A 19,848-nucleotide genomic window follows, 5' to 3' on the forward strand; every position below is an offset into this window, starting at 1 on the left:
AACAGGTGCATACTGATACGCTTCTTTGTGTTTCAATTCCTCATAGGTAGGCTCGCAACCTTACTCACCGCAGGGGTTTGTATATCTTTTCCCAAGTTTCAATTCCTCATAGGTAGGCTCGCAACCATTTTCTCCACTTGACATAAAAGGGCACATTTTATGTTTCAATTCCTCATAGGTAGGCTCGCAACTCTGCTCTGAACTTCATCCAACTTCCACTCGGTGTCCTGTTTCAATTCCTCATAGGTAGGCTCGCAACTAAGTGTGATAGAGGGGTGTGGGAATGGAATGAGTAGTTTCAATTCCTCATAGGTAGGCTCGCAACATACAAATGCATAATATTTTTTACATCTATCAAATGCAGTTTCAATTCCTCATAGGTAGGCTCGCAACAATTCTGCTTCTGTAACCTACTCCTCTCCTTATCAACGTTTCAATTCCTCATAGGTAGGCTCGCAACTCATTCATAAACGCTTTTTCAAATTCCTCTTTACTGTTTCAATTCCTCATAGGTAGGCTCGCAACTAGTGAAACCTGTAAGTTATACGATAGAGGAAAAAGGGTTTCAATTCCTCATAGGTAGGCTCGCAACATGTCAAAAAGATGTGCTTCATATAGGAGCAGGAAATAGTTTCAATTCCTCATAGGTAGGCTCGCAACGTGTATGGAGTGCAGAGGGTTGAGGTAGATGTATATGGTTTCAATTCCTCATAGGTAGGCTCGCAACTATGGGACTTTTATGGCAGGACAATCCACAATATCCGTGTTTCAATTCCTCATAGGTAGGCTCGCAACATTTTTATGGCTTTTACTATCGCTCAGGACAATATAGTTTCAATTCCTCATAGGTAGGCTCGCAACACAGTAAGCATCTATGGAAATCCACATGGTATCCGAGTTTCAATTCCTCATAGGTAGGCTCGCAACACGGAGGTAAAGGCTGAGCTTAAAAATCCAAAAATTTAGTTTCAATTCCTCATAGGTAGGCTCGCAACACTCTGGGTACATGACAAAGAAAGTCTATGAGTTCAGTTTCAATTCCTCATAGGTAGGCTCGCAACTGAACTCATTTTCTGGATTACTTCAGTGAATAGCCTGTTTCAATTCCTCATAGGTAGGCTCGCAACCGGAGTATCAACTGCAAAAGACATGATCTTCTCTCGGCTGTTTCAATTCCTCATAGGTAGGCTCGCAACCTGGAATAGAAAAATTGGCTTATTTTCAACTCCAACAAGTTTCAATTCCTCATAGGTAGGCTCGCAACCTGGGGAATCTTAAATGGATATGATGCAGCAGTATCAAATGTTTCAATTCCTCATAGGTAGGCTCGCAACATCAGACCGAGAAACGAGATTCTTGACTTGTGGGTTTAGTTTCAATTCCTCATAGGTAGGCTCGCAACCTGGAAGGATTTTGATAGTTCCTGATTCAACTGTAGTTTCAATTCCTCATAGGTAGGCTCGCAACAGGGGCTGGTAAGACATATTTTTAAAATACAAAATCCTGTTTCAATTCCTCATAGGTAGGCTCGCAACTACTCCAAGCGATTCAAGACGGAATAGTTCTAAAACAGTTTCAATTCCTCATAGGTAGGCTCGCAACCAGGCAATGCAGTCATCAGAAATCACCTCGCAACTTGGTTTCAATTCCTCATAGGTAGGCTCGCAACAGTAGAAGGAGAGGATATCCTCGCAAAATACAAGGGTTTCAATTCCTCATAGGTAGGCTCGCAACAGAATCAAACGAATTTTAATCAAAATCAAACGATTTGTTTCAATTCCTCATAGGTAGGCTCGCAACAGGGCAGTAGCCATAGTTGATGCACCAGTGGGTACTGTTTCAATTCCTCATAGGTAGGCTCGCAACCATGTAAAAATATAATAAAATCAAGAAAGTCGCCTTGTCAATGATCGTTTGAATTTTTATTAATTTTATCAAAATTTTATTGATTTTTCAAGAAAAATTTTGTCGTCGCACCTCAGGGTTTTTTACATTATTGGAGATAGACGAAAATTTAATTTTTCTATAAGGAGGAGATTTCTCGCCTGCTCCGCAGGCTTGGAATAACAAATGAAATGGAGCTTACAGTGCTCAGGTTTTGATATTCCCTTCGGTGCTCCGCAGGCTCGGACTGAACCACAACGCCTGTGGCGTGTTTAATATTCAAAGTTCAAGGTTCAAACAGCCCTTCGGGCAACAGCCCTGCGGGCTATTCAAAGTTCAAAGTTCAAGGTTCAAAGTTCAAAGTTCAAGGTTCAAATTATCAACTCTTCTCCTCCTTTTTTAACTCCCATTGTCTCTCTGTTTGTATACCATGCAGACCTGAATGTGTAAATTATTACGGAATCCTCATTTTCATTAATTATTTTTTTTAGTTCCATCTTGAGTTTTACAAGCTTTGCCTCAGAAATCTCTCCTTCAAAAACAGAGTTCTGAACCCAGTGAAGATATTTTCTGCATATCTTAAGCACTTTCGCCACTCTTTTTTCATTTATATCGTATACCAGTATGACTTTCATTACCAGCCAGTCTGAAAAGGTTTGTATTCCTCTTCTTCCATAAGATGTTTCTGAATTTTGTAAAGTTCAAGCCTTATTAACTGCCGATAGGACACGTGTCTGCCAAGCCTCTTATGCTGAATTGTGCTACGAAGTCTTTCATCCATCTGCTGTATTAAAAGTTGTTTTCCCTTATCGTTTAATACAATGCCATCAAGTTTTTTCTCAAAGTGTTGAGACTTTATAATGCCCTTATTTACCAGGTTGAATATAACCCTGTCTGCAATTATAGGTTTAAAAATTTCAGCAACATCAAGATTAAGGGTAAATCTTCTAAAGTTGGTTGTATGTAAATATCCTATTCTTGGGTCAAGATGGGTATGATAAATCTCACTGAGGCATGTTGTGTAGACAAGTGAGTTTGCAAAGCTGATGAGTGCGTTAAGCCGGTTTTTGGGTGGCCTCTTTGTTCTTGTCTCAAACACAAAGTGTTCACTGTCAAGGATAATGTCAAAGGCTTGATAATACTCATCACGGATATTTCCCTCCACTGCCATAAGCTCTTCCGTGCTTTCGCAGTCTTCAATTGACCGGGCTATTGAATTTATTCTGTCAACAGTTTCATTGAGAGGCTTTCCCCTGTTTGCATAGTAGATGAGCACCCGTTTGATGTTTTCAATGGCTCCTGATACAAATTTTGTAGCCAGTATGATTCTTTTTTTATGGTCAAGATAGTGTTCTGCCTGTTTAAGAATCATATAGCCTGAGTTGAGATGCTCTCTTGGATAAAATGAACCCACATAGTAGCCATAGTAGTTGAAGAAGTGCATTATTATCTCGCTTTCTGTAAGAAATTCAAGTAAGCGCTTGTTTATAGTGACTTCGCCAAATATTAATATTTCCTGAGTGTTTTCAACCGGGATGTATTTTCTTCCATCCTCTGTTTCAAAATAAAGGGTGTTGTCTTTTCTTTTAATTTCACCATCAGAGAAGATGTAAATGGACTTTTTCATAAGTTATGTTAAATTATACTCAAAAAGCCTGTAAAAAGTCATGGTGATAACATCGGTATTATTTATCCTGCTTTTTTCATAAAGGGAGAGATTGATAATTAGCTCCCTGTAAGGAGCGTATCTTTCAATAAAGCTTCGCACCAACTCTTCTTAGCTCTTCCTCAAGAGCTTTCATTATAGTTGTTTTCCCTGCCTGTCTTGGACCAACAATGAGAGTAATTTCAGGCTTTTTGATGTGTTTTCTTAATTCATCAAGAAGCTTTCTTTTTATCAAGTTTACATTTTAGCACGAGAATTTTAAAATAGCAATACCAAAATTATCGTATAAATTAAGACCAGCAAAGCTCTTGATAACCACATTTCTTGCAGTATCTTATCATTTTTGGCTGAGGTGGTATGGGAAGTGCAATGATTCGCTTTATCTCATTCTGTGCCTCAATGAGTTCATTTTCAAGCTCCTCTGTGAGTGCTATCTCAATTTTCTTTTTCTCTTTAGGAAAAAGTAACAGTCCTTTTGCATGAATGCCGAGGTTTTTAAGCCTCATCAGATAATAGGCAAGTTGCATCATTGCAGATTTTTCAAAACGAGAGCTTTTCTTGATTTCTCCAACAACTATATCTTCTCCTTCAGTTTTAATGAGGTCTATGACCATTCCACCAGTCTGCTCAGGAGTCTGAAGCATTATCTCCTTTCTGTCTCTTTTGTATGCCTCTTCAGAAATAAGCCTTCCAATCTCAATAAAAGGATTTCCCTGATATGGTTCAAGATGTCTGCTCATGAGCCATACCTCCCGGGGACAGATGTAGTAGTACCATATGAGGGTGCCTTGAAGATGCAATGAATTTACCATAACAACAACTCTGCTTTAGTTTTAAATCCCGTTTCTTGATCATAATAATCTTCAAGTTGATTTTTAGATATATAGTAAGTATCCATAATTTTGGGAGGCAGATTTTCGGTATTTGCTGGAACAGAGATTATATAATTGTAAAAATCTTTGCGTATTTGCAAGAATTCTTTTTTCCGTTCAAAAATGTTTTTTATCATTTTAATTTTTTCAAATTCCCTCCAGACTTTTACTGCAGTTTCATCATATTCAATAAATACATCTATTTTGGGATAATCTTCCTGTATCAATCTAAAATCAGAGATTGCCAACTCATCCGAGTTTTGTTTGTCATATTTTAGTTTGGCAACCGCTTCTAAAATTTCTGAGGATTCTGTTTGATTCAGTTTTTCAGCAGTTTGCTGAAAATATTTATCAAGTAAATGGAAAAGCTCCTTTTCTTTAAAAATAGTTTGAGCAGATAATAATTTCTCTGTTATGTCAAGCAAAACGGCATCATAAATATAAGATGCATAGCGTCTACCTTTTTCATCAATTAAGCTAAAGACTTTTACAAGTCCTTTTTTATTAATAGCATTTCTATTACATCTTCCAGCAGACTGTATGATACTGTCTAAAGGAGCAATGTCTCTATATACAATGTCAAAGTCTATATCCACCCCTGCCTCCACAAGCTGAGTGGAAACAACTAATTTATATTTTCCTTTTCTAATCTCGTCAATTCTTTTTTGCCTTTCTACTGGAACAATATGGGCGCTCAGAAAGGTCTTTGATATAGAAGTATCTTTAATAAGATAATAGAAATTTTTAGCTGATGAAATTGTGTTAAAAATAAATAGTTTAGAACATTTTTGATTCTCATCAATTTGGTCGATAAGTTGTTCAATTTTAAAAGGATTGTTAACCTCAGAAATTAGTTCTATCCTATCAATTTTGTCATAGTATTTAGACGCTTCTGTCATACTCAATATTTCTTGTTTATTAAATATCAATGGCTCTGTAGCGGTCATCAGGATAATATGGGTATTAAATTTCTCTGCAAGAAGTGTGAGTATTGTCTTTATTAGGTTCCAGTATTTGATAGGTATAGCTTGTATTTCGTCAAGTATAATAATTGAGTTAGTTAAACGGTGAAATTTTCGTAAGCTGCTGTTTCTATTGGAGAACAAGGTATGGAATAATTGAATAAAAGTAGTTATTATTATTTCTGCGTTCCATCCTTCTATTAATATTTCTGCTTCTCCTGATGTATATTCTTTTTCATGGGTTTTGTAAAAAATTTCTGAAAGATGATGATGCTTTAAAATAACATCAGAATTTGGGAGAATTCTGTTTATTTCAAGCACTTTTTCAATGACATGGTAATTTTGTTCTATTATGCTAAGAAAAGGTAAGGAGTAAATTATCCTTGGATTGATACAATTCTTTTTAAGCTCATTTTTTAATTTTAAAGCGAAAGAAAAACCTGTTAAGGTTTTCCCGAATCCAGTGGGGAGGTTTATGGAATAAATTTTCTGTCGGGTTGAATCAACAATTTTTCCGTTTACTTCCCTGTAAGCTTCATTTCTAAGCTCATTTATTTTAGAAGTTACTGGCAGATTAGTTATATAATTATCAATCCATTCTTTTTCATCGTAGTCTTTTCTCTCTGGAATGTTTAAATTTCCAATTACTACATCGCTTTTATCTGCATCAAGAAGCAATGAATAAAGAAGATTTAAAGTAAGATACCGCGTTAAATCTCTCGCTTTTCTTAATAATTTTCTGTATTGTTTCAGTTCATCTCCAAATCCATTAAACCAATCATGGAGCATCTTTTTATTAATTAAAACAGGGATTCCTTGCTGATAAAGGATTTTACATAGCACCGAAAAAGAAGTATCGTCAATACTATTCAATTGTTCGTGCAGTATTTGAAGATTTTTACTATCAAATAAAGACAATTCATCCATTACATCTATCAGATCATCATGATGCCTTCTTACAACAATGTAGGCAAAAAGTGGTAAAAGTTCATTTTTATTATCTGTTCTTTGACAAAATTCTTTCACCAAAAAATATGTGCATACAGCAGAAAAAAGACTGTGGGCAGAATATTCTGACTTTAACTTTGACTTTTTCGGATCTTCTGCAAAAAGATACTCTTGGAAATAGCTGGTTGCCTTACCTATATCGTGGGTGAGTCCAATTATGCGTGCAATTTCCTTAAGTTCATTTTGAATAGATAAAGGTTTTTCCGATAGAAAAAGATTCATTAAGCGAGCGACATTAACTAAATGGTCTTCCAGCAATTTATCTGGATGGGAGTATAAATTAGAAGAAAGTGATATTTTCTCCATTCTCAAGACAATAAAGAGTTTTTAAAGAAGCCTTGATAGTTTTACCATCTAGCTCATAGATAATATCTTCATAAATTTCCACTATTCTTTCTTGAGTCATTTTTATCGGTATTTTTTCTTTAAAATATTTTCTCTCTGGTTGTATTTCTATGCCTTTTTCTATAAGGTTACTAATTGAGATAACACTACTTATTTCTACTTTTTCCTTTTGTTTTTCTTGAGCTTCATATACTCCAACAAAATTAAAACCCGCAAGAAGCTCACTTAATCCTAAAGATACTGTATAGAACGATTGATGTGATTGAAGCATTGTAACGAGTTTATCAAAAACTTTTTTATCAGAGTGTGAAACATAAATTCTATATCTTGGAGATTTAACAAATTCTGTGAATATCTGGGTATGTGGCTCGTGATTTTTCTTTTTGATAAGAAGAAAGTATTTGTTATCTTTAGTGTTTATAAGATTTATTCCCATTCGCACTTTTTTTATTGGATTCAATATTCTTAAAGCGATTTTACAATTTTCATATCCAAAAATATTTAAATACTCATTTTTCTGAGCTCCATATATAGCGCCTAATATGCCTGCGAGTGTTGGTGGAGGTGGAAAAGAAAAGGTAAGAGGAGAAGTAGTAGTGTAGTATTTTCTGAAATGAGCAAAATCGCCATATAAGTCAAAAACAAGCACCTTCATAGTTAAACCCTAAAAACTGAGTTCCTCTACGGTGAAACCACTTAAGGCACTTTTTAAATCTATTTCTCCACCATTCTTGAGAAACTTTACCCTATCATCAACCTTTATTCTGATTTTTTCTATTCTTTCCTTATATTTATCAAGAGTATTCAGAAGCTCGGTTATATCTATTTTTACTTCTGAAATATCCCTTATAGCTTCATCAGGAATTTCTGATTTTTCTGATTTTTTTAGAGAAATGAGTTTATCAAGCTCCCCGATGTGAAAATTTTGTCCTTCTTTATAAACAATCTGCATAAGAAGTCTTGGCATCTGACCGAACTTTGAACCTGAGATAAGGTTTTTTGTGCCGTTCCACATTCCTTCAATCATTAAATCAACATCTTCATTGGTGAGCGGAATGTTTTGTGTTTTCGCAGCATTTTCATTTACAACCCCATAAAAAACAATTAAAGAATAGGGAAGGATATAACGTTCTGTAAAGGTGCCTTGTTGTTTACCAGTCGCAGAGGGCATAACAGTAGTGCCTTTGACATAGGTTAGGTCAACTTTGTGTAAAGACCTTCCATATTTGAATTGAACTGGTCCTGTAAGAGTAATTGTTTTATTTTCCACAGCAGTGGTAGAGCCAAAAAGACGAATGTCAATGCATCTTTCAATTATGGAAGCATCAGGAAAGTCGTTCAACCTTTCTTCTTTTGTCTTGAGATTTCCATCTTCTTTTCTGATTTCGCGAATAAAAATTTCTTGACCTTTGTAATCGTGCAAATAATCCCTGATAGTCCTTTTTAATCTTACATCAGTAACGATGTTTACTCCTGTCTCCTCGTCAATCCTTGGCTTATTTTCATCAACGGGATCACCATTTGGATTGGCATCCTTAACATCATAAAGAAATAAAATTTCTGAACGGTTTTTGACTATTTCCGGCATTTTAACCTCCTTGTTTTATTAGTTTTCCTTTTTTGAGAATAAATTTTATTGAATTTTTTATATTAACTTTACTTCCAACATTGATATAATATTGTGCATCCTTAATTTTTGGTGTATTTTCTTGAAAATCAAATTCAGCAAGAGGTTTTATTTCTCCTTCAAAGATGACTTCTGAAGTAAAAGCTAAGTAATTTTTAAGAGGTAAGTTAGAATTCTCAACTTTAAAAGACGCATCTTCGTTTAATTGCCATTCTGAAAGATCAGAAATTTCCTCTACTTTTTTTTCTAATACAAGTTCTCCATATCCATATCTCTGCTCGCCACCCACCCAAATTTTTCTCCCTTTTTTAAAAAAATCATTTGTTTCCACTTCATTTAATCTCACCAAACCGACCCAATATAGTTGCCTTGATTTATCATTTGAAGTAATCTTTTTGCCCATAGGCAATATAAATTCTGTTTCATGGAGTGTTCCATCTTTAGCCTGTCGTGAAACTGGATAAACTGCAGTGGATATAAGGACATCTGTAAATTCTAATCTAAACTCATTTTCAGATAGTTCTCCAAGGTAAAATTGCCCATCTTTATAATTTGGGAATAAAACACTATTACCATCCTTGTCAAAACATGGATAGAAACAGGTTATAGTTTCAAAAAGAGCCTGATTTGCAGACAATGGATGATTATTGAAGATATTATAAGCTTTTGTTAATGCACCCCAAATAGTCCAACCTGGGATAAAGATTTCAGTTTCGTTTATTACTCCCCAATTTAATGAACCTATATGAATTTGCTGATTTTGTTTAAAAACAAGTTTATACCACAGCATTTTTAATCTCCCATTGCTCTTGCATGATAACGAGCATAAATTAGAGTTTTTTCAAGAAGCTGTTTTAGGAAAAGGAGTTTAGGCAGATCTTCAGAAACACTTTGAAAATATTCGTCATAATTATCATTTGGCAATGGTTTCCCTATACTCAAAATCTCTTTTAATTTTTCCAAAAGTTTTTTTTCATCAATATCTTTTTGAGATTTTGCATAAACCCACATAGCATAAACTCCATCAGTAGATAAAATTCCTAATAATTTGTTAATTTGATTTTCATCAAGAATCTTCTCTTTTACTATTTCAAAAGATGCTTTGCTAATTACTGCTTCTATGTTATTCACTTTTATCACCTCCTGTATGGTTTGTTGAACTTTTAGTATTACCTTCATTTTCACGCTTTTCGGTAGAATTTATACCCAGTAAAATAATTTTCAATCTTCCAAAACCTCGGGTTGTCATCCCTCCAATTCCCAATGTTTCGTAAAAATGTTTGCTATCGTTAAGTGCTTGTTCTAAATGATTGATTGATGGTAGAGGGGCAATTTTACAATCTATTCCTTTAATAGCCAGTTTATCAAAAATTCTTATACATCCATAGAGAATTGTTCCTCTTGGAATTGCTTCGCTTGTAAACAAAGCCCCTTCTTTTGCGGCACCTGTTATTGGGTCAATTGAGACAGACGTTCTAACTTCAAGATTTGAGTTTACAATATGCGAAAACAAACTTTCAGGAACAATAACTATATCTTCTGGGTTTAATTGAAAATTACCAAAATTAAAGCAAGCCAAATTCTCATTCCTTATGGAATGAGTTCCTTCGATTTCTAAATAAAGCCAGCCTAAGTTTAAATGTCCTTCGTTTCCATTATTGGTTTTTATTTTATTTTCATCAGCAGGAGAGCTTATACTGTTTAATCCAATTTCTTTAAGTTTGGAAGCCGTAGTTATCCATTTTGTCCCTTTCATTGTAAAAACTGGGAAAAATAGTATGTTTAAATCAATAAAATATATCTGTCCTTGCCAGCTTAAATCTTTTTTTGAAAATCCAAAACCTTTACAAACTATGCAATACCCGCAATGACCAGATTCCTCACTCTTTGATTCATCTAAAGTTTTATTTGGCAAATCATCTTGCCCAGCACATTTTATTTTTGCAAATTTATTCCCTTCAAATTTCATCCAATCTTTTGGACTATTGAGTAATTCATCAATGTTTTTTTTAATCCTACTTTTAAGATTTACTCTGAATTCATCTTTGAAATGACTTTGAAGTTCAAGAGCTACATAATATCTCCAAGTCCCAGCTAAACTGCTTCCAGGAATTTTCGGCACATTTGTAATAGGATCTCTTACAATTGTATTATCAACTCTTCCTATTGTATATCCACCTGTTCCAATGTAAATAGGGTCTTGAGTTAAAGCAAAGATTTTAATTTCTTTTACTAACTGATTATTTTGTTGCTGGCTCATTTTTAAACCTCCTTCAAAGCTTTATGCCCGAATTCAAACATATCTAAAAATAGATATAAATTTTCTTTTTCTTTTAGCTTTTCAATCAGTTCTCTTTCAAAGTTATTTTCGTCTATATCTTCTATATCTAATATTTTACAAACTCCTTTTCTTAAGTCTTGGTTTTTGTTTAACTCTAATATGTTTATGAAGGCTGATTTTAAAAGGTAAGCATAATTTTCATCAAAGTCTTGAATTTTTTCATATATAAGGCTAATTAGTTTATGCAATTTAGAAGAAGATGCTTTATCACTAAAAATTTCTTTAAATATCTTAAATTTTTCCCAATATTCCTCTATTTCATAAGGTCTGTTAGATTTTAATTTAAGAATTCTCTTATAATTTGTTGTATCATAATAAATATCGTTTCTTCTTGTATTTGTGTCCATAAATTCAAAGTCAAAAGTATTAGGAATAAAATAAATTTTATCGTTATGACCAAATTTATCTAATGTGCTAATCCATTTTTTCCAGTTTTTGTCAGGTTTTATGTAAAAATGATAGTCTTTGTTATTAGGATTGTCCCAATAAAGAGAGTAATAGGCCTCTGTATTATTTAATCGTTCTTCTTCGGTTGCATAAGATAATTTTTTCTTTAATTTTATACAAAAATCTGAAACTTTTTCTTGAATGTAAAGGTTATCTGTATTTTTCATATCTCTTTGTATTTTTCTTAGGGCATTTATTCCAATGTATAATGGTTTTTTATAATCCTGGACAATTATCCCAATGTGAATTGGCAATTTTCCATATACATATTTAAACTCTTTATCGTATTTATCCGTAACTAAATCAATGAATTTTGGAACACATTCGGCAGGAATTATAACTTGCCAGTCAATAGGCGTTGGATCTGTGATGGAAGCATAAAGTTTATATTCTTGAATTTCTTTTATATTATCTTTAGTTAGTTCTAAAATTGTGTTTCCTTCGCCTTTGTTTTCTCTTTCTGAATATTTTCTAAGCTTAATATTAAAACTCTCAAATGATTCTTTACTAATATCAAAATTCTCATTTTTAAATATTCTTTCTTTTAATTCTTTAATCCCAAATTTCTCAATAAAATCTTTTATTGAAGTTATCAAATAAATGTTAACTTTACTTTTATCTTCACTGGGTTGTGCCCAGAAAAGAAAACCTTCACCTTCTAACTCTTCGCCAGTTTCTTTGATGTTTTGTTTTAATTCATCAGTGTAATCAACTTCAAAAACTACTCTTTTTCTTCTCCAATCTGGGATATGTAATGCATTATTGTCCAAAACCTCCTTTTTTAAATTCTCAAAAAATTCCTGTGTAGTTTCCCAAATTCTTCTAAGTCTTGCAGGAGAAGGATTTTTGCGGAGCAGGAATTGAAGTAGGATAGTTGCTAAAAATTCTATATCTTGGTCTGTCAAATTTTTCCATTGAATTTCTCTTTTCTCAAAATTTATTAGATTAGAATCTGATAGACTGGTTTTAATAAAATCTTCCCACTCATGACCAATAGACCGTTCCAGTAAGATAGATTCAATAATTTTATTGCTTTTTATTTTAAGTCCATAAAGTGCGTTGTCAGTATAATTTCTTAAGACTGTTTCTTTAACTTTTTTATCTTGGTCATTTTTAAAAATATTAATTAACTCTTTTTTTAAGTTAAGTAGATCCTTATTAAAATCTACATTAGATTGCAAAACCAAAGTATTTAGCATGTTTCCATTCAACCAATCCTTAAGTTCAAACTTAAGAGAGATTAAAGCAATTCTATCATTTTTATCTTTTATCTCACTTGTCCAAATAGTTTCTGAACCAAGATTTGATATCCATTTTTCTACTTGTTTATGGTGGATTCTGTCATCACAAACTTCACATATTGTTGGTGAATTGTTTTTTTGCTTATCTTCTTCATAAATGAGGCGAATTTTACATAATGGACAAATTCCAATAGCTTTTCCTTTCTGAGGGTCAGATGGATTTAAATCATAAGTATTGTAATTAATATTTTCATTTTTTAAAAAGTTTTCTTTAGCCTTATTTAATAAAAAGCCTAAATTCATTAAGCCTCTGGAAGCTTTAGTTAGAACTATAACTGGATAAATTTCTCCTTTAAGTTCTTGCTTGAATATATTGATAATCTTATCTTTTATCTCTTTTAAATCATCTACTAATTTAGCAAAATCACCATTATCTTTTCCTAAATTTTCTCCAACGATAAAATAAATTCCTGTTTCATCTCTGTAAATTTCATTACCAATTGGATACTCAACTTCTAACATTTCCTTTATTTTACCATCTATTTCTTTAACTGTTTCCCTGTACCAACTAATAGAGGCAAGCTTAAAGCCTTTTTCAGCAAGTCCAAGTTTGTCGTATTGAATACCTAATATACGCCATCTAATTGTTGAAGGATTTGGCTGGTAATTACTTAAGTTGGAATTGTCTAAAAATAAATTTGCTAAAACCGCTTTAAACATTGAGGCTGTCATGTAAGCCTGGTCCCACAATGAAACATCATTTATAGGAAATCTGCTATCACTTAGTAAATTTGAATACCACTTTTTGATTTCTTTTAATATAAAATTCCTAATCTCTACCCAATCTGGATTTACTAAATAATTTTTTGTATTTAAAAAATCATACAGTTTTTGAAAAAAACATTGTCTTTCTTCGTCAAAATCGTTTTCTTCTATTATTTTTTTAAAACTCCCAAAAGCATTGGAAAGCCAAAGTGGCGGCTTTGTTTGTTCTTTTGGCACACCTTTATCAATACCGGAGTTTATATTTTCACAGCCTCTAAAAAATATTTTTTTAATGAAATCTTTTTCTGAAGAACCTCCCTTAAAAAACTCTATCCAATTTATTTCCTCGCTCCCGATATACCTTAAATTAACTTCTTGTCTAAAAATAAAATCTTTTAAACTAAATTTTTCTAATTCTTTTTCAAATGGTGAATTATAATAATCTTTATAATTACTAAATATTTCAAAACCATATATGTTTTTAAAACTATTTTCATCTATAGAAAAATAAGATATTTCATTTCCATTTTCATCTTTTTTGCTTTTCCAAAAGCCTATATGAGTTTTTCCTAAATTAAAAAGCAGTGCTCCTATTTCTGCTTTTAAAATTTCATCCTTATTTTGTCTAAGCCTTTTCAAATCTAATCCTGACATTTTGTCCACCTTTCAGGAATTTCTAAATCTGAATTTACACAAACCTTTTTATCTTCTATTTTAAACCTTCCCCAGCCGAGTTTTGTTTTTGCTCCAATTCCAATTTCGGTCAAAATCTCAAAAGCTTCGCATAAATTATTTAAATCCTTGTTAACCTCATTTTTTAATTCGTTATTATCTTTTAATATCCCATCAAAAGGAATGTAAATTGACTGAAAAATTCCTTCAGTTCCTTTTGGAACGACTTCGTAATGAATTGGATTAGTTCCTGCTCTCTTTCTTCTGTCGTGGGGATTAATTATTTCAAATGTGAGCCTATCAAAATAAGTTGGATAAAAAATTGCCCTTCCTTTGTGTGTTTGAAATTCCAATGGTAAATGTTTTTTGTTTTCACTCAATTTTTGAGATAGTTTACTACCCAAAATATTTAAAACTTCTTCTTTATTTTTTATTTTTTTAATTTTTTCTATTAAAACTTTATCTACTTTTAATCCTAATTCAAAAAGTATAAACTCTAACAGATGCTCTTGGGTCTTCTTTAAATCTTTGGATTTATCAAAAAGATAACTTTCTAAAGCTTTAATACTTTCAGAACCTGCTCCAAAAATTCTTAAAAAACTTTCTATTTTTTCTTTTTCTCCCAATAACTCTCTAAAAGCATGGGCTAATGCTCCTTTCCAGGAAGAACCTCTCACCATAGGAACTTTAAAATTAGCTTCCTTTAAAATTGGGTTCTGGATAATATAAAATTCATCATCGTCTTTTGAGAAATAAGGTGTTTTTAATTTAAATTTAAACCAAATTGCAAAAGAATATTTTGGAAGATTGTTAATATATGCTTGTAAATCATTAGTGTTTCCATAGATTCCTGAAATTTGTTTGCTGTTTTTAAGATTAGAATCATTTTCAAATGTTTTAATTTTAGAATTACCAATTATTTCATATTTAAGCCAATTTAGCGGAAAATCTTTTAAAGTATCATTTTTTTTGTATTTTGAATCACTAAGTATATTTCTATGCACAATAGGAAAATCTTGCTTTAATTTCTCTATATTTTCATATGATTCTACTTTTGATTTTGATTTCGGTTTAAAATAGTATTTACAATAAGTTATATATTCAGATAGATTTTCAACTTTTTGGGGATTAATTTTTAATAAAGCTTCAAATTTAGCCATTTTTATCACCTTGAGAAGAATTTTCTAAGTTAAGCAAACCTGTAATTGATAAAAACCCACCTTTATATTGTCCATTATCTTCTTCAATAAAAGGAAGAATTTTAGAACCTTGTGGTAAGTCTTCACCTTCAATTCTTCCTGTTTTACCAAATTTGTAATGCCTATCTTTTTGGTCTGTGATATTTTTCCTTTCCTGACTTTTTTGCTTAATTAATTCTTCTATAACTTCTTTTAAATCATTATTTCGAGCACAAGAATCTAAAATCTTTACTATTTTTTCTTGATTTAATAATTCATTAAAATTGATAACCCTTTTAATCAAAGGATTTTCTCCATTTTCTAATTTAAATGTGAATAACCCAAAATGTGCTAAATTGAATTCCTTTTTTTGCCACTCCTTATTTTCCTCATACCCGGTAGTATTTTCATTTTTAATTTCTATTTTTTCCACTCTTAACCTTCCATATCCTATACTCCACTTTCCACCCCAATATCCATACTTATCCATAAATGTAAGCAGTGGATAAAAAATTGAGTCTAATATTTCTTCTGAAACTTTAAAAATTACCTCAAATTTTCCGAAAAAATAAGGTTGAGACAAGTAAAAAACTGAAAAATTCTTATTACTTTTTTTAGGACAATCATTATCCACTTTTATTTGTAAATCAGATTTAGAAAAACATATTCTTGAATGTAAATTTAATCTATTTCCAAAACAGTAATCTTCTAAATGTTTAATTTCCTCTAGCACTATCAAACTTTTCCAATTTGTAGTTCCAAAAATTATAGATGGCAAAGGAATTTTTTGGTTTGTATCTAAGTGCGTAAGAATATCGCTTAAATTATTACCATTGTGTTTCATAAAATCTTTAAGCTTTTCTCTATCAACTTCTTTCTCAAATCTTCCTAAAGCTTTGTTAAATTGCTCTTCCTTTAAAACGCCCCCAAAATACATTAGAGTTTCAAACCAAAACCTTAAACTACCTATCAAAGATGAGGGTCTAATTTCTTTACACTCCTGCCAGGTATCTCCTGTCCATAAAGGTGTTATCGTTTTAAAAGTTGCTTTTACTTCCATCTCATTCATTTGTCTTCTCCTGAACCTTAGGATTATTATACACAACTTTAGCAATTTCGTCGTTCATATTCATACCACAGGCAAAGTAAAAATTAATCTCATCTACTGGCATTTTCCAACTATCGCCAGCCTGCAATAAATACTTTGATGCTTCCTGGGCAATCAATCTTTTTCCTTTGTCAAAGGCATCGTATTCTTCCAATTTGTTATGAACCTCTGACAACAATGCTTTTATATCCTTTTCATCCATTTTCAGACTTTTCAGTTTTTTCATAAAAGGTTTTGAGCCCCTTTCAGAATATTGTTTATTAAGAAGCATCTGGGTCAGAACACCAAGCAAAAATATGCCCCTTTTTTCGGGAGTATTCAGTAACTTATATTTATTAAAAACCTCATCGAAAATATTTTGCTCCATAACTACCTCCTCAAAATTTATTAAACCAAGTTTTTCAAAAAATGATATACACATCATTGCATCTCTTGTTTTTGAAAGATAATAATTATCATTTATAAAATCTTCTCTTATACTTTGCATGAAAAACTTAACCCAAAAATTGAAATCAATCCTCTGGCCTCTAAAAATAGAATCAACTACTTCAAGAAAATATTTATCAAGATCGGACTCTCTTTTATCCTGATCAGATTTATAAAAAAATGTTCTAACTTTCCCAAAATTGAATTCTTCATTGAAAAGTGTATCTATACACCTTTTGGCATCAAAAATAGTTTTTAGCCTTGATGGAAAAACATCTTCTATTAGAAGCAGAATTCTTTCAGCACTTTGCTGGCTTTTAAGGAAGAGAAAGTTTAAAGTCATAACATCTTCCTTTTCAGAAAGATATTCAAGGATTTCATTTTCATCGTTTGTTAGCCTTTTTGCTATTCTTTCCTTAAGAGAAATGCTTTTATGTGTATCAGATAAAATTTCTAATATGTCTTTTAGAATATCAGACCTGCTTAATAAAACTTTTGGTATTAATTGATATTTAAGACCATAAAACTTAAAGGTAAGTTTATTTTCAATAAAATTTCTTCCATTCTGAAGCAGATTACGACAATCCTGACATACTGGAATATTTTTCCAGTAGTTCTCTTTTTTAAATCCAGTTATAAACCCGGGCTTGTCATCAGTATCAAATTGGTAAACATATGTTCTTGCAGATACAGTGTTTTTTACCTCACCACAAATAGAGCAAGCTTTATTTTTAGATGAAGACTTACCAATTCTTTGAGAAATGTTAAAGTCAAAAATTTTTCTAAAAAGTTCAAAATCTCCAAGATATTTGCCACTTATCCTCACTGAGAGAAATTTGTTTGTTTTTTTATCTATTTGGTTTATTTGATTCTTTAACTCCTGTAAAATTATTGATTTTTCTTTTTCAAATACATCATCAATCTTTGTTATATTAATCTCTTGGTCATTAAGATTTAGAGTTCTTTTAGAGTTCTTAAACCAATTAGCAATTTTTGCAAAGGTCTTTTCGGGTTCCTTAGGGTTTATTGGTGCAAGTGGCGATGGTCTGTTTCCCTTACTCTCTCCGTGTTTATAAAGATATTTATCTATTTTTTCTGGGATGAAATCTTCAAGTTCAATTCCTTTGAATGATAAGTCAGAACCAAGAACAATAAAGATTATTTTTCCCTCTATTTTTACCTTTGGCTGAGATACCAATCTACCAATTTCCGTAACTGCTGAAAGCATTTTATTTACCTTAACTTTTATGTAAGATCACTCTTCTTAACATAACACTGCATATTCATAATTATGCTAGTTTTTTTCATGATACAATTTTTTTCAAATTATACCAAGTTTTTATTTCTCTGTCTACGATTCTATTTTGTTTGTCTTCTTTTCTATTTTTAGTCCTTTCCACGCCTCAATGCAGCCAAAGCCCTGGGAGTTTTTTGCTCCAAGTCCTGTATCAAAGGCAATTGAAAAGAGTTCCTCTGGCAGGCTCATCTCAAAAACTCCGTCCCAGCCTTTGATTACAGTATTTTTGTAAATTACAATTCTCTGGTTTTTTGAGCTAACTTTGTATGGCTTTATTGATCCTTCAAATACTGTCTTTCCCTGCCATATTCTGAGTTTTGTTTGTAAATTTTTAATCACCAACTCCTCAAACTCCCTTTCAAAAGGGCTATAATAGTAGGTTTTCTTGCGACCGTCAGAGGTATTAAGGGTGCTGTAAACAGTTATTGGAGAAAGAGTTTTCACATAGATTTTCTCTTTATACTCAGGCACTGCCTCAACCTGAACAGAGGAAAGCAACATTTTTTCTCCTGCAAGCACAAATTCTCCAGCTTTCAATAAATTCATCGCAAAGGATTGAATAAATTCATTTACTGGAGAGCAAATAACTAAATTTATCTGACCATAAAGGTGTATCTTCCCATTTTTAATCTGAGTATTTTCATCAGGTATGAGCCTTGAAAATGTGAAAAACTTAAATCTTCTTTCTGTTTCAGGGTCTTTAAAGCCTCTGTCATGAATCTTTTTTGCAATGTGAGCCTCAAGATGGCGATAGATAAATCCCTGAACAGCTTCATTGTAATGGCAGGGCAGGGTGATGAAGGATTTTTCAGGATGATGAAATTTAATTTTAAGTCGCATTTTTAGTTTCCGATAAAATGTCTTTTAAAACCTGACCAGCACTACCGTAAAATACTATCTCTGCTATCCAGTCCCAGTCTGTTTCTGCCTTATTTATAAAGATGAGCTTTGCACCCCTTTTATGGGCAATTCTTGGTATTGATGCTGCTGGTTCAACCTGAAGAGATGTTCCAATTACAAGCATGAGGTCACATTGATTTGCAATTTGCTGTGCCATAATGAGTTCTTTTTCAGGCATGGGCTCTCCGAAGAATACAACTGTTGGCTTTATTATGCCACCACAGTCATAACATCTTAAATCAAGCTCCTGTTCCGCGAGCATTTGTAATACTTCATCCATTTCATAAAGCTTTTCACAGTCAAGACATATTGCACCTCTTTGATTTCCATGAAGTTCAATAACGCTGTTGCTACCAGCCATCTGGTGAAGTCCATCAATGTTCTGCGTTATCACATGTTTAATAATTCCCAGTTTTTCAAGCTCTGCAAGGGCAATATGGGCATTATTTGGCTTTGCATTTATGAGCTGGTGAATGAGTTCTTTTTTCATTCTCCAGAACTCTTCTCTTGCTTGCCTGTCATAAATAAACTCCTGATATGTGACAATCCTGAACCTCTGCCACAATCCACCAGGACTGCGGAAATCAGGTATTCCAGATTCTGTAGAAATTCCTGCTCCAGTGAATGCCACAGCATAGGTGGAGTTTTTAATAAGTTGCGAAGCTTTTTTAATTTTTTCCTGATAAGATGAATTCATGCTTTTTAAAAGATATCAAAAAGATGTGGTAATGTCAATAATTTTGTGTAAATTCATAAATAGGTGTATTCCTCCATTTTTCGTTTAAATGGCTTATCACTGCAAAAATTATTCTTTCAATACTTTCAACATTATTAAAACAACTCATAGTTCTCGTTCTTCGCCTTACTTCCCTAAATGCCCTCTCTATTATGTTTGTTGTTCTTAACTTCTTCCATAAACTCTTCGGAGTCTTGTAAAAAGCTGTCAATTGCTCCCAGTTCTTTCTTATGCACTCTACTGCTTTAGGATAAAGTCTACCCCACTTGCTCTCCCATAACTGAAAGTTTCTCTTTGCCTCTCTTAAATTCTCTGCACTATATATTTTCTTAGCTTCAAAAAGACATTCCTTTTCATCTTTCTTTCTAAGATA

17 protein-coding genes and 1 CRISPR repeat array are annotated in these 19,848 nt (G+C 32.5%); all 17 genes read right to left on the minus strand.

The features are described 5' to 3' along the window. The first annotated feature begins 29 nt into the window (after positions 1 to 29). Positions 30 to 1,866: a CRISPR direct-repeat array (repeat unit 30 nt; unit sequence GTTTCAATTCCTCATAGGTAGGCTCGCAAC). Between the two features lie 389 nt (positions 1,867 to 2,255). Next, positions 2,256 to 2,519: a CRISPR-associated endonuclease Cas2 gene (cas2, locus tag TAGGR_RS08545; RefSeq protein ID WP_059176943.1), complete on the minus strand. Its 264-nt coding sequence runs from the start codon at positions 2,517 to 2,519 to the stop codon at positions 2,256 to 2,258. Continuing rightward, positions 2,519 to 3,511, minus strand: coding sequence for a type I-B CRISPR-associated endonuclease Cas1b (cas1b, locus tag TAGGR_RS08550; protein WP_059176944.1), 993 nt, complete (start codon positions 3,509 to 3,511; stop codon positions 2,519 to 2,521). The genes cas2 and cas1b overlap by 1 nt, the downstream gene beginning before the upstream one ends. A gap of 124 nt (positions 3,512 to 3,635) precedes the next feature. Further along, positions 3,636 to 3,785: a hypothetical protein gene (locus TAGGR_RS10520; protein ID WP_201783838.1), complete on the minus strand. Its 150-nt coding sequence runs from the start codon at positions 3,783 to 3,785 to the stop codon at positions 3,636 to 3,638. 55 nt (positions 3,786 to 3,840) lie between these two features. After that, complete coding sequence (cas4, locus tag TAGGR_RS08555; protein WP_059176945.1) at positions 3,841 to 4,362, minus strand: CRISPR-associated protein Cas4; 522 nt, start codon at positions 4,360 to 4,362, stop codon at positions 3,841 to 3,843. Next, a complete protein-coding gene (locus TAGGR_RS08560) occupies positions 4,356 to 6,698 on the minus strand; it encodes a CRISPR-associated helicase/endonuclease Cas3 (protein ID WP_082673627.1) in 2,343 nt (780 codons plus the stop codon). Before TAGGR_RS08560 ends, cas4 begins: the two co-directional genes overlap by 7 nt. Next, positions 6,673 to 7,392 (minus strand): type I-B CRISPR-associated protein Cas5b, encoded by a 720-nt coding sequence (cas5b, locus tag TAGGR_RS08565; protein WP_059176947.1) that lies wholly within the window; start codon positions 7,390 to 7,392, stop codon positions 6,673 to 6,675. Before cas5b ends, TAGGR_RS08560 begins: the two co-directional genes overlap by 26 nt. Before the next feature lie 9 nt (positions 7,393 to 7,401). Then, positions 7,402 to 8,325 (minus strand): type I-B CRISPR-associated protein Cas7/Csh2, encoded by a 924-nt coding sequence (gene cas7b, locus TAGGR_RS08570; RefSeq protein WP_059176948.1) that lies wholly within the window; start codon positions 8,323 to 8,325, stop codon positions 7,402 to 7,404. A gap of 1 nt (position 8,326) precedes the next feature. After that, positions 8,327 to 9,154 (minus strand): hypothetical protein, encoded by an 828-nt coding sequence (locus TAGGR_RS08575; protein ID WP_059176949.1) that lies wholly within the window; start codon positions 9,152 to 9,154, stop codon positions 8,327 to 8,329. 2 nt (positions 9,155 to 9,156) lie between these two features. Beyond that, on the minus strand, positions 9,157 to 9,495 hold the full coding sequence (locus TAGGR_RS08580) for a hypothetical protein (RefSeq protein ID WP_059176950.1): 339 nt from the start codon (positions 9,493 to 9,495) through the stop codon (positions 9,157 to 9,159). Further along, the gene (locus tag TAGGR_RS08585) at positions 9,488 to 10,624 is read right to left on the minus strand and encodes an RAMP superfamily CRISPR-associated protein (protein WP_059176951.1); all 1,137 of its coding nucleotides are present in this window, start codon (positions 10,622 to 10,624) and stop codon (positions 9,488 to 9,490) included. The genes TAGGR_RS08580 and TAGGR_RS08585 overlap by 8 nt, the downstream gene beginning before the upstream one ends. A 2-nt stretch (positions 10,625 to 10,626) precedes the next feature. Further along, positions 10,627 to 13,812: a CRISPR-associated protein Csx11 gene (locus TAGGR_RS08590; protein ID WP_059176952.1), complete on the minus strand. Its 3,186-nt coding sequence runs from the start codon at positions 13,810 to 13,812 to the stop codon at positions 10,627 to 10,629. Next, the gene (locus tag TAGGR_RS08595) at positions 13,800 to 14,990 is read right to left on the minus strand and encodes an RAMP superfamily CRISPR-associated protein (RefSeq protein ID WP_059176953.1); all 1,191 of its coding nucleotides are present in this window, start codon (positions 14,988 to 14,990) and stop codon (positions 13,800 to 13,802) included. Before TAGGR_RS08595 ends, TAGGR_RS08590 begins: the two co-directional genes overlap by 13 nt. Beyond that, on the minus strand, positions 14,983 to 16,077 hold the full coding sequence (cmr1, locus tag TAGGR_RS08600) for a type III-B CRISPR module RAMP protein Cmr1 (protein ID WP_059176954.1): 1,095 nt from the start codon (positions 16,075 to 16,077) through the stop codon (positions 14,983 to 14,985). Before cmr1 ends, TAGGR_RS08595 begins: the two co-directional genes overlap by 8 nt. Then, complete coding sequence (locus TAGGR_RS08605) at positions 16,070 to 17,770, minus strand: TIGR02556 family CRISPR-associated protein (RefSeq protein ID WP_059176955.1); 1,701 nt, start codon at positions 17,768 to 17,770, stop codon at positions 16,070 to 16,072. Before TAGGR_RS08605 ends, cmr1 begins: the two co-directional genes overlap by 8 nt. 123 nt (positions 17,771 to 17,893) lie before the next feature. Continuing rightward, positions 17,894 to 18,679 (minus strand): CRISPR-associated endoribonuclease Cas6, encoded by a 786-nt coding sequence (gene cas6 / locus TAGGR_RS08610; protein ID WP_059176956.1) that lies wholly within the window; start codon positions 18,677 to 18,679, stop codon positions 17,894 to 17,896. Next, on the minus strand, positions 18,669 to 19,436 hold the full coding sequence (locus TAGGR_RS08615; RefSeq protein WP_059176957.1) for an NAD-dependent deacylase: 768 nt from the start codon (positions 19,434 to 19,436) through the stop codon (positions 18,669 to 18,671). Before TAGGR_RS08615 ends, cas6 begins: the two co-directional genes overlap by 11 nt. Before the next feature lie 34 nt (positions 19,437 to 19,470). Next, the coding region (locus TAGGR_RS08620) for a transposase (protein ID WP_173636695.1) at positions 19,471 to 19,848 on the minus strand (378 nt) is incomplete at its 5' end.

Source organism: Thermodesulfovibrio aggregans (assembly GCF_001514535.1).
Classification (GTDB): domain Bacteria; phylum Nitrospirota; class Thermodesulfovibrionia; order Thermodesulfovibrionales; family Thermodesulfovibrionaceae; genus Thermodesulfovibrio; species Thermodesulfovibrio aggregans.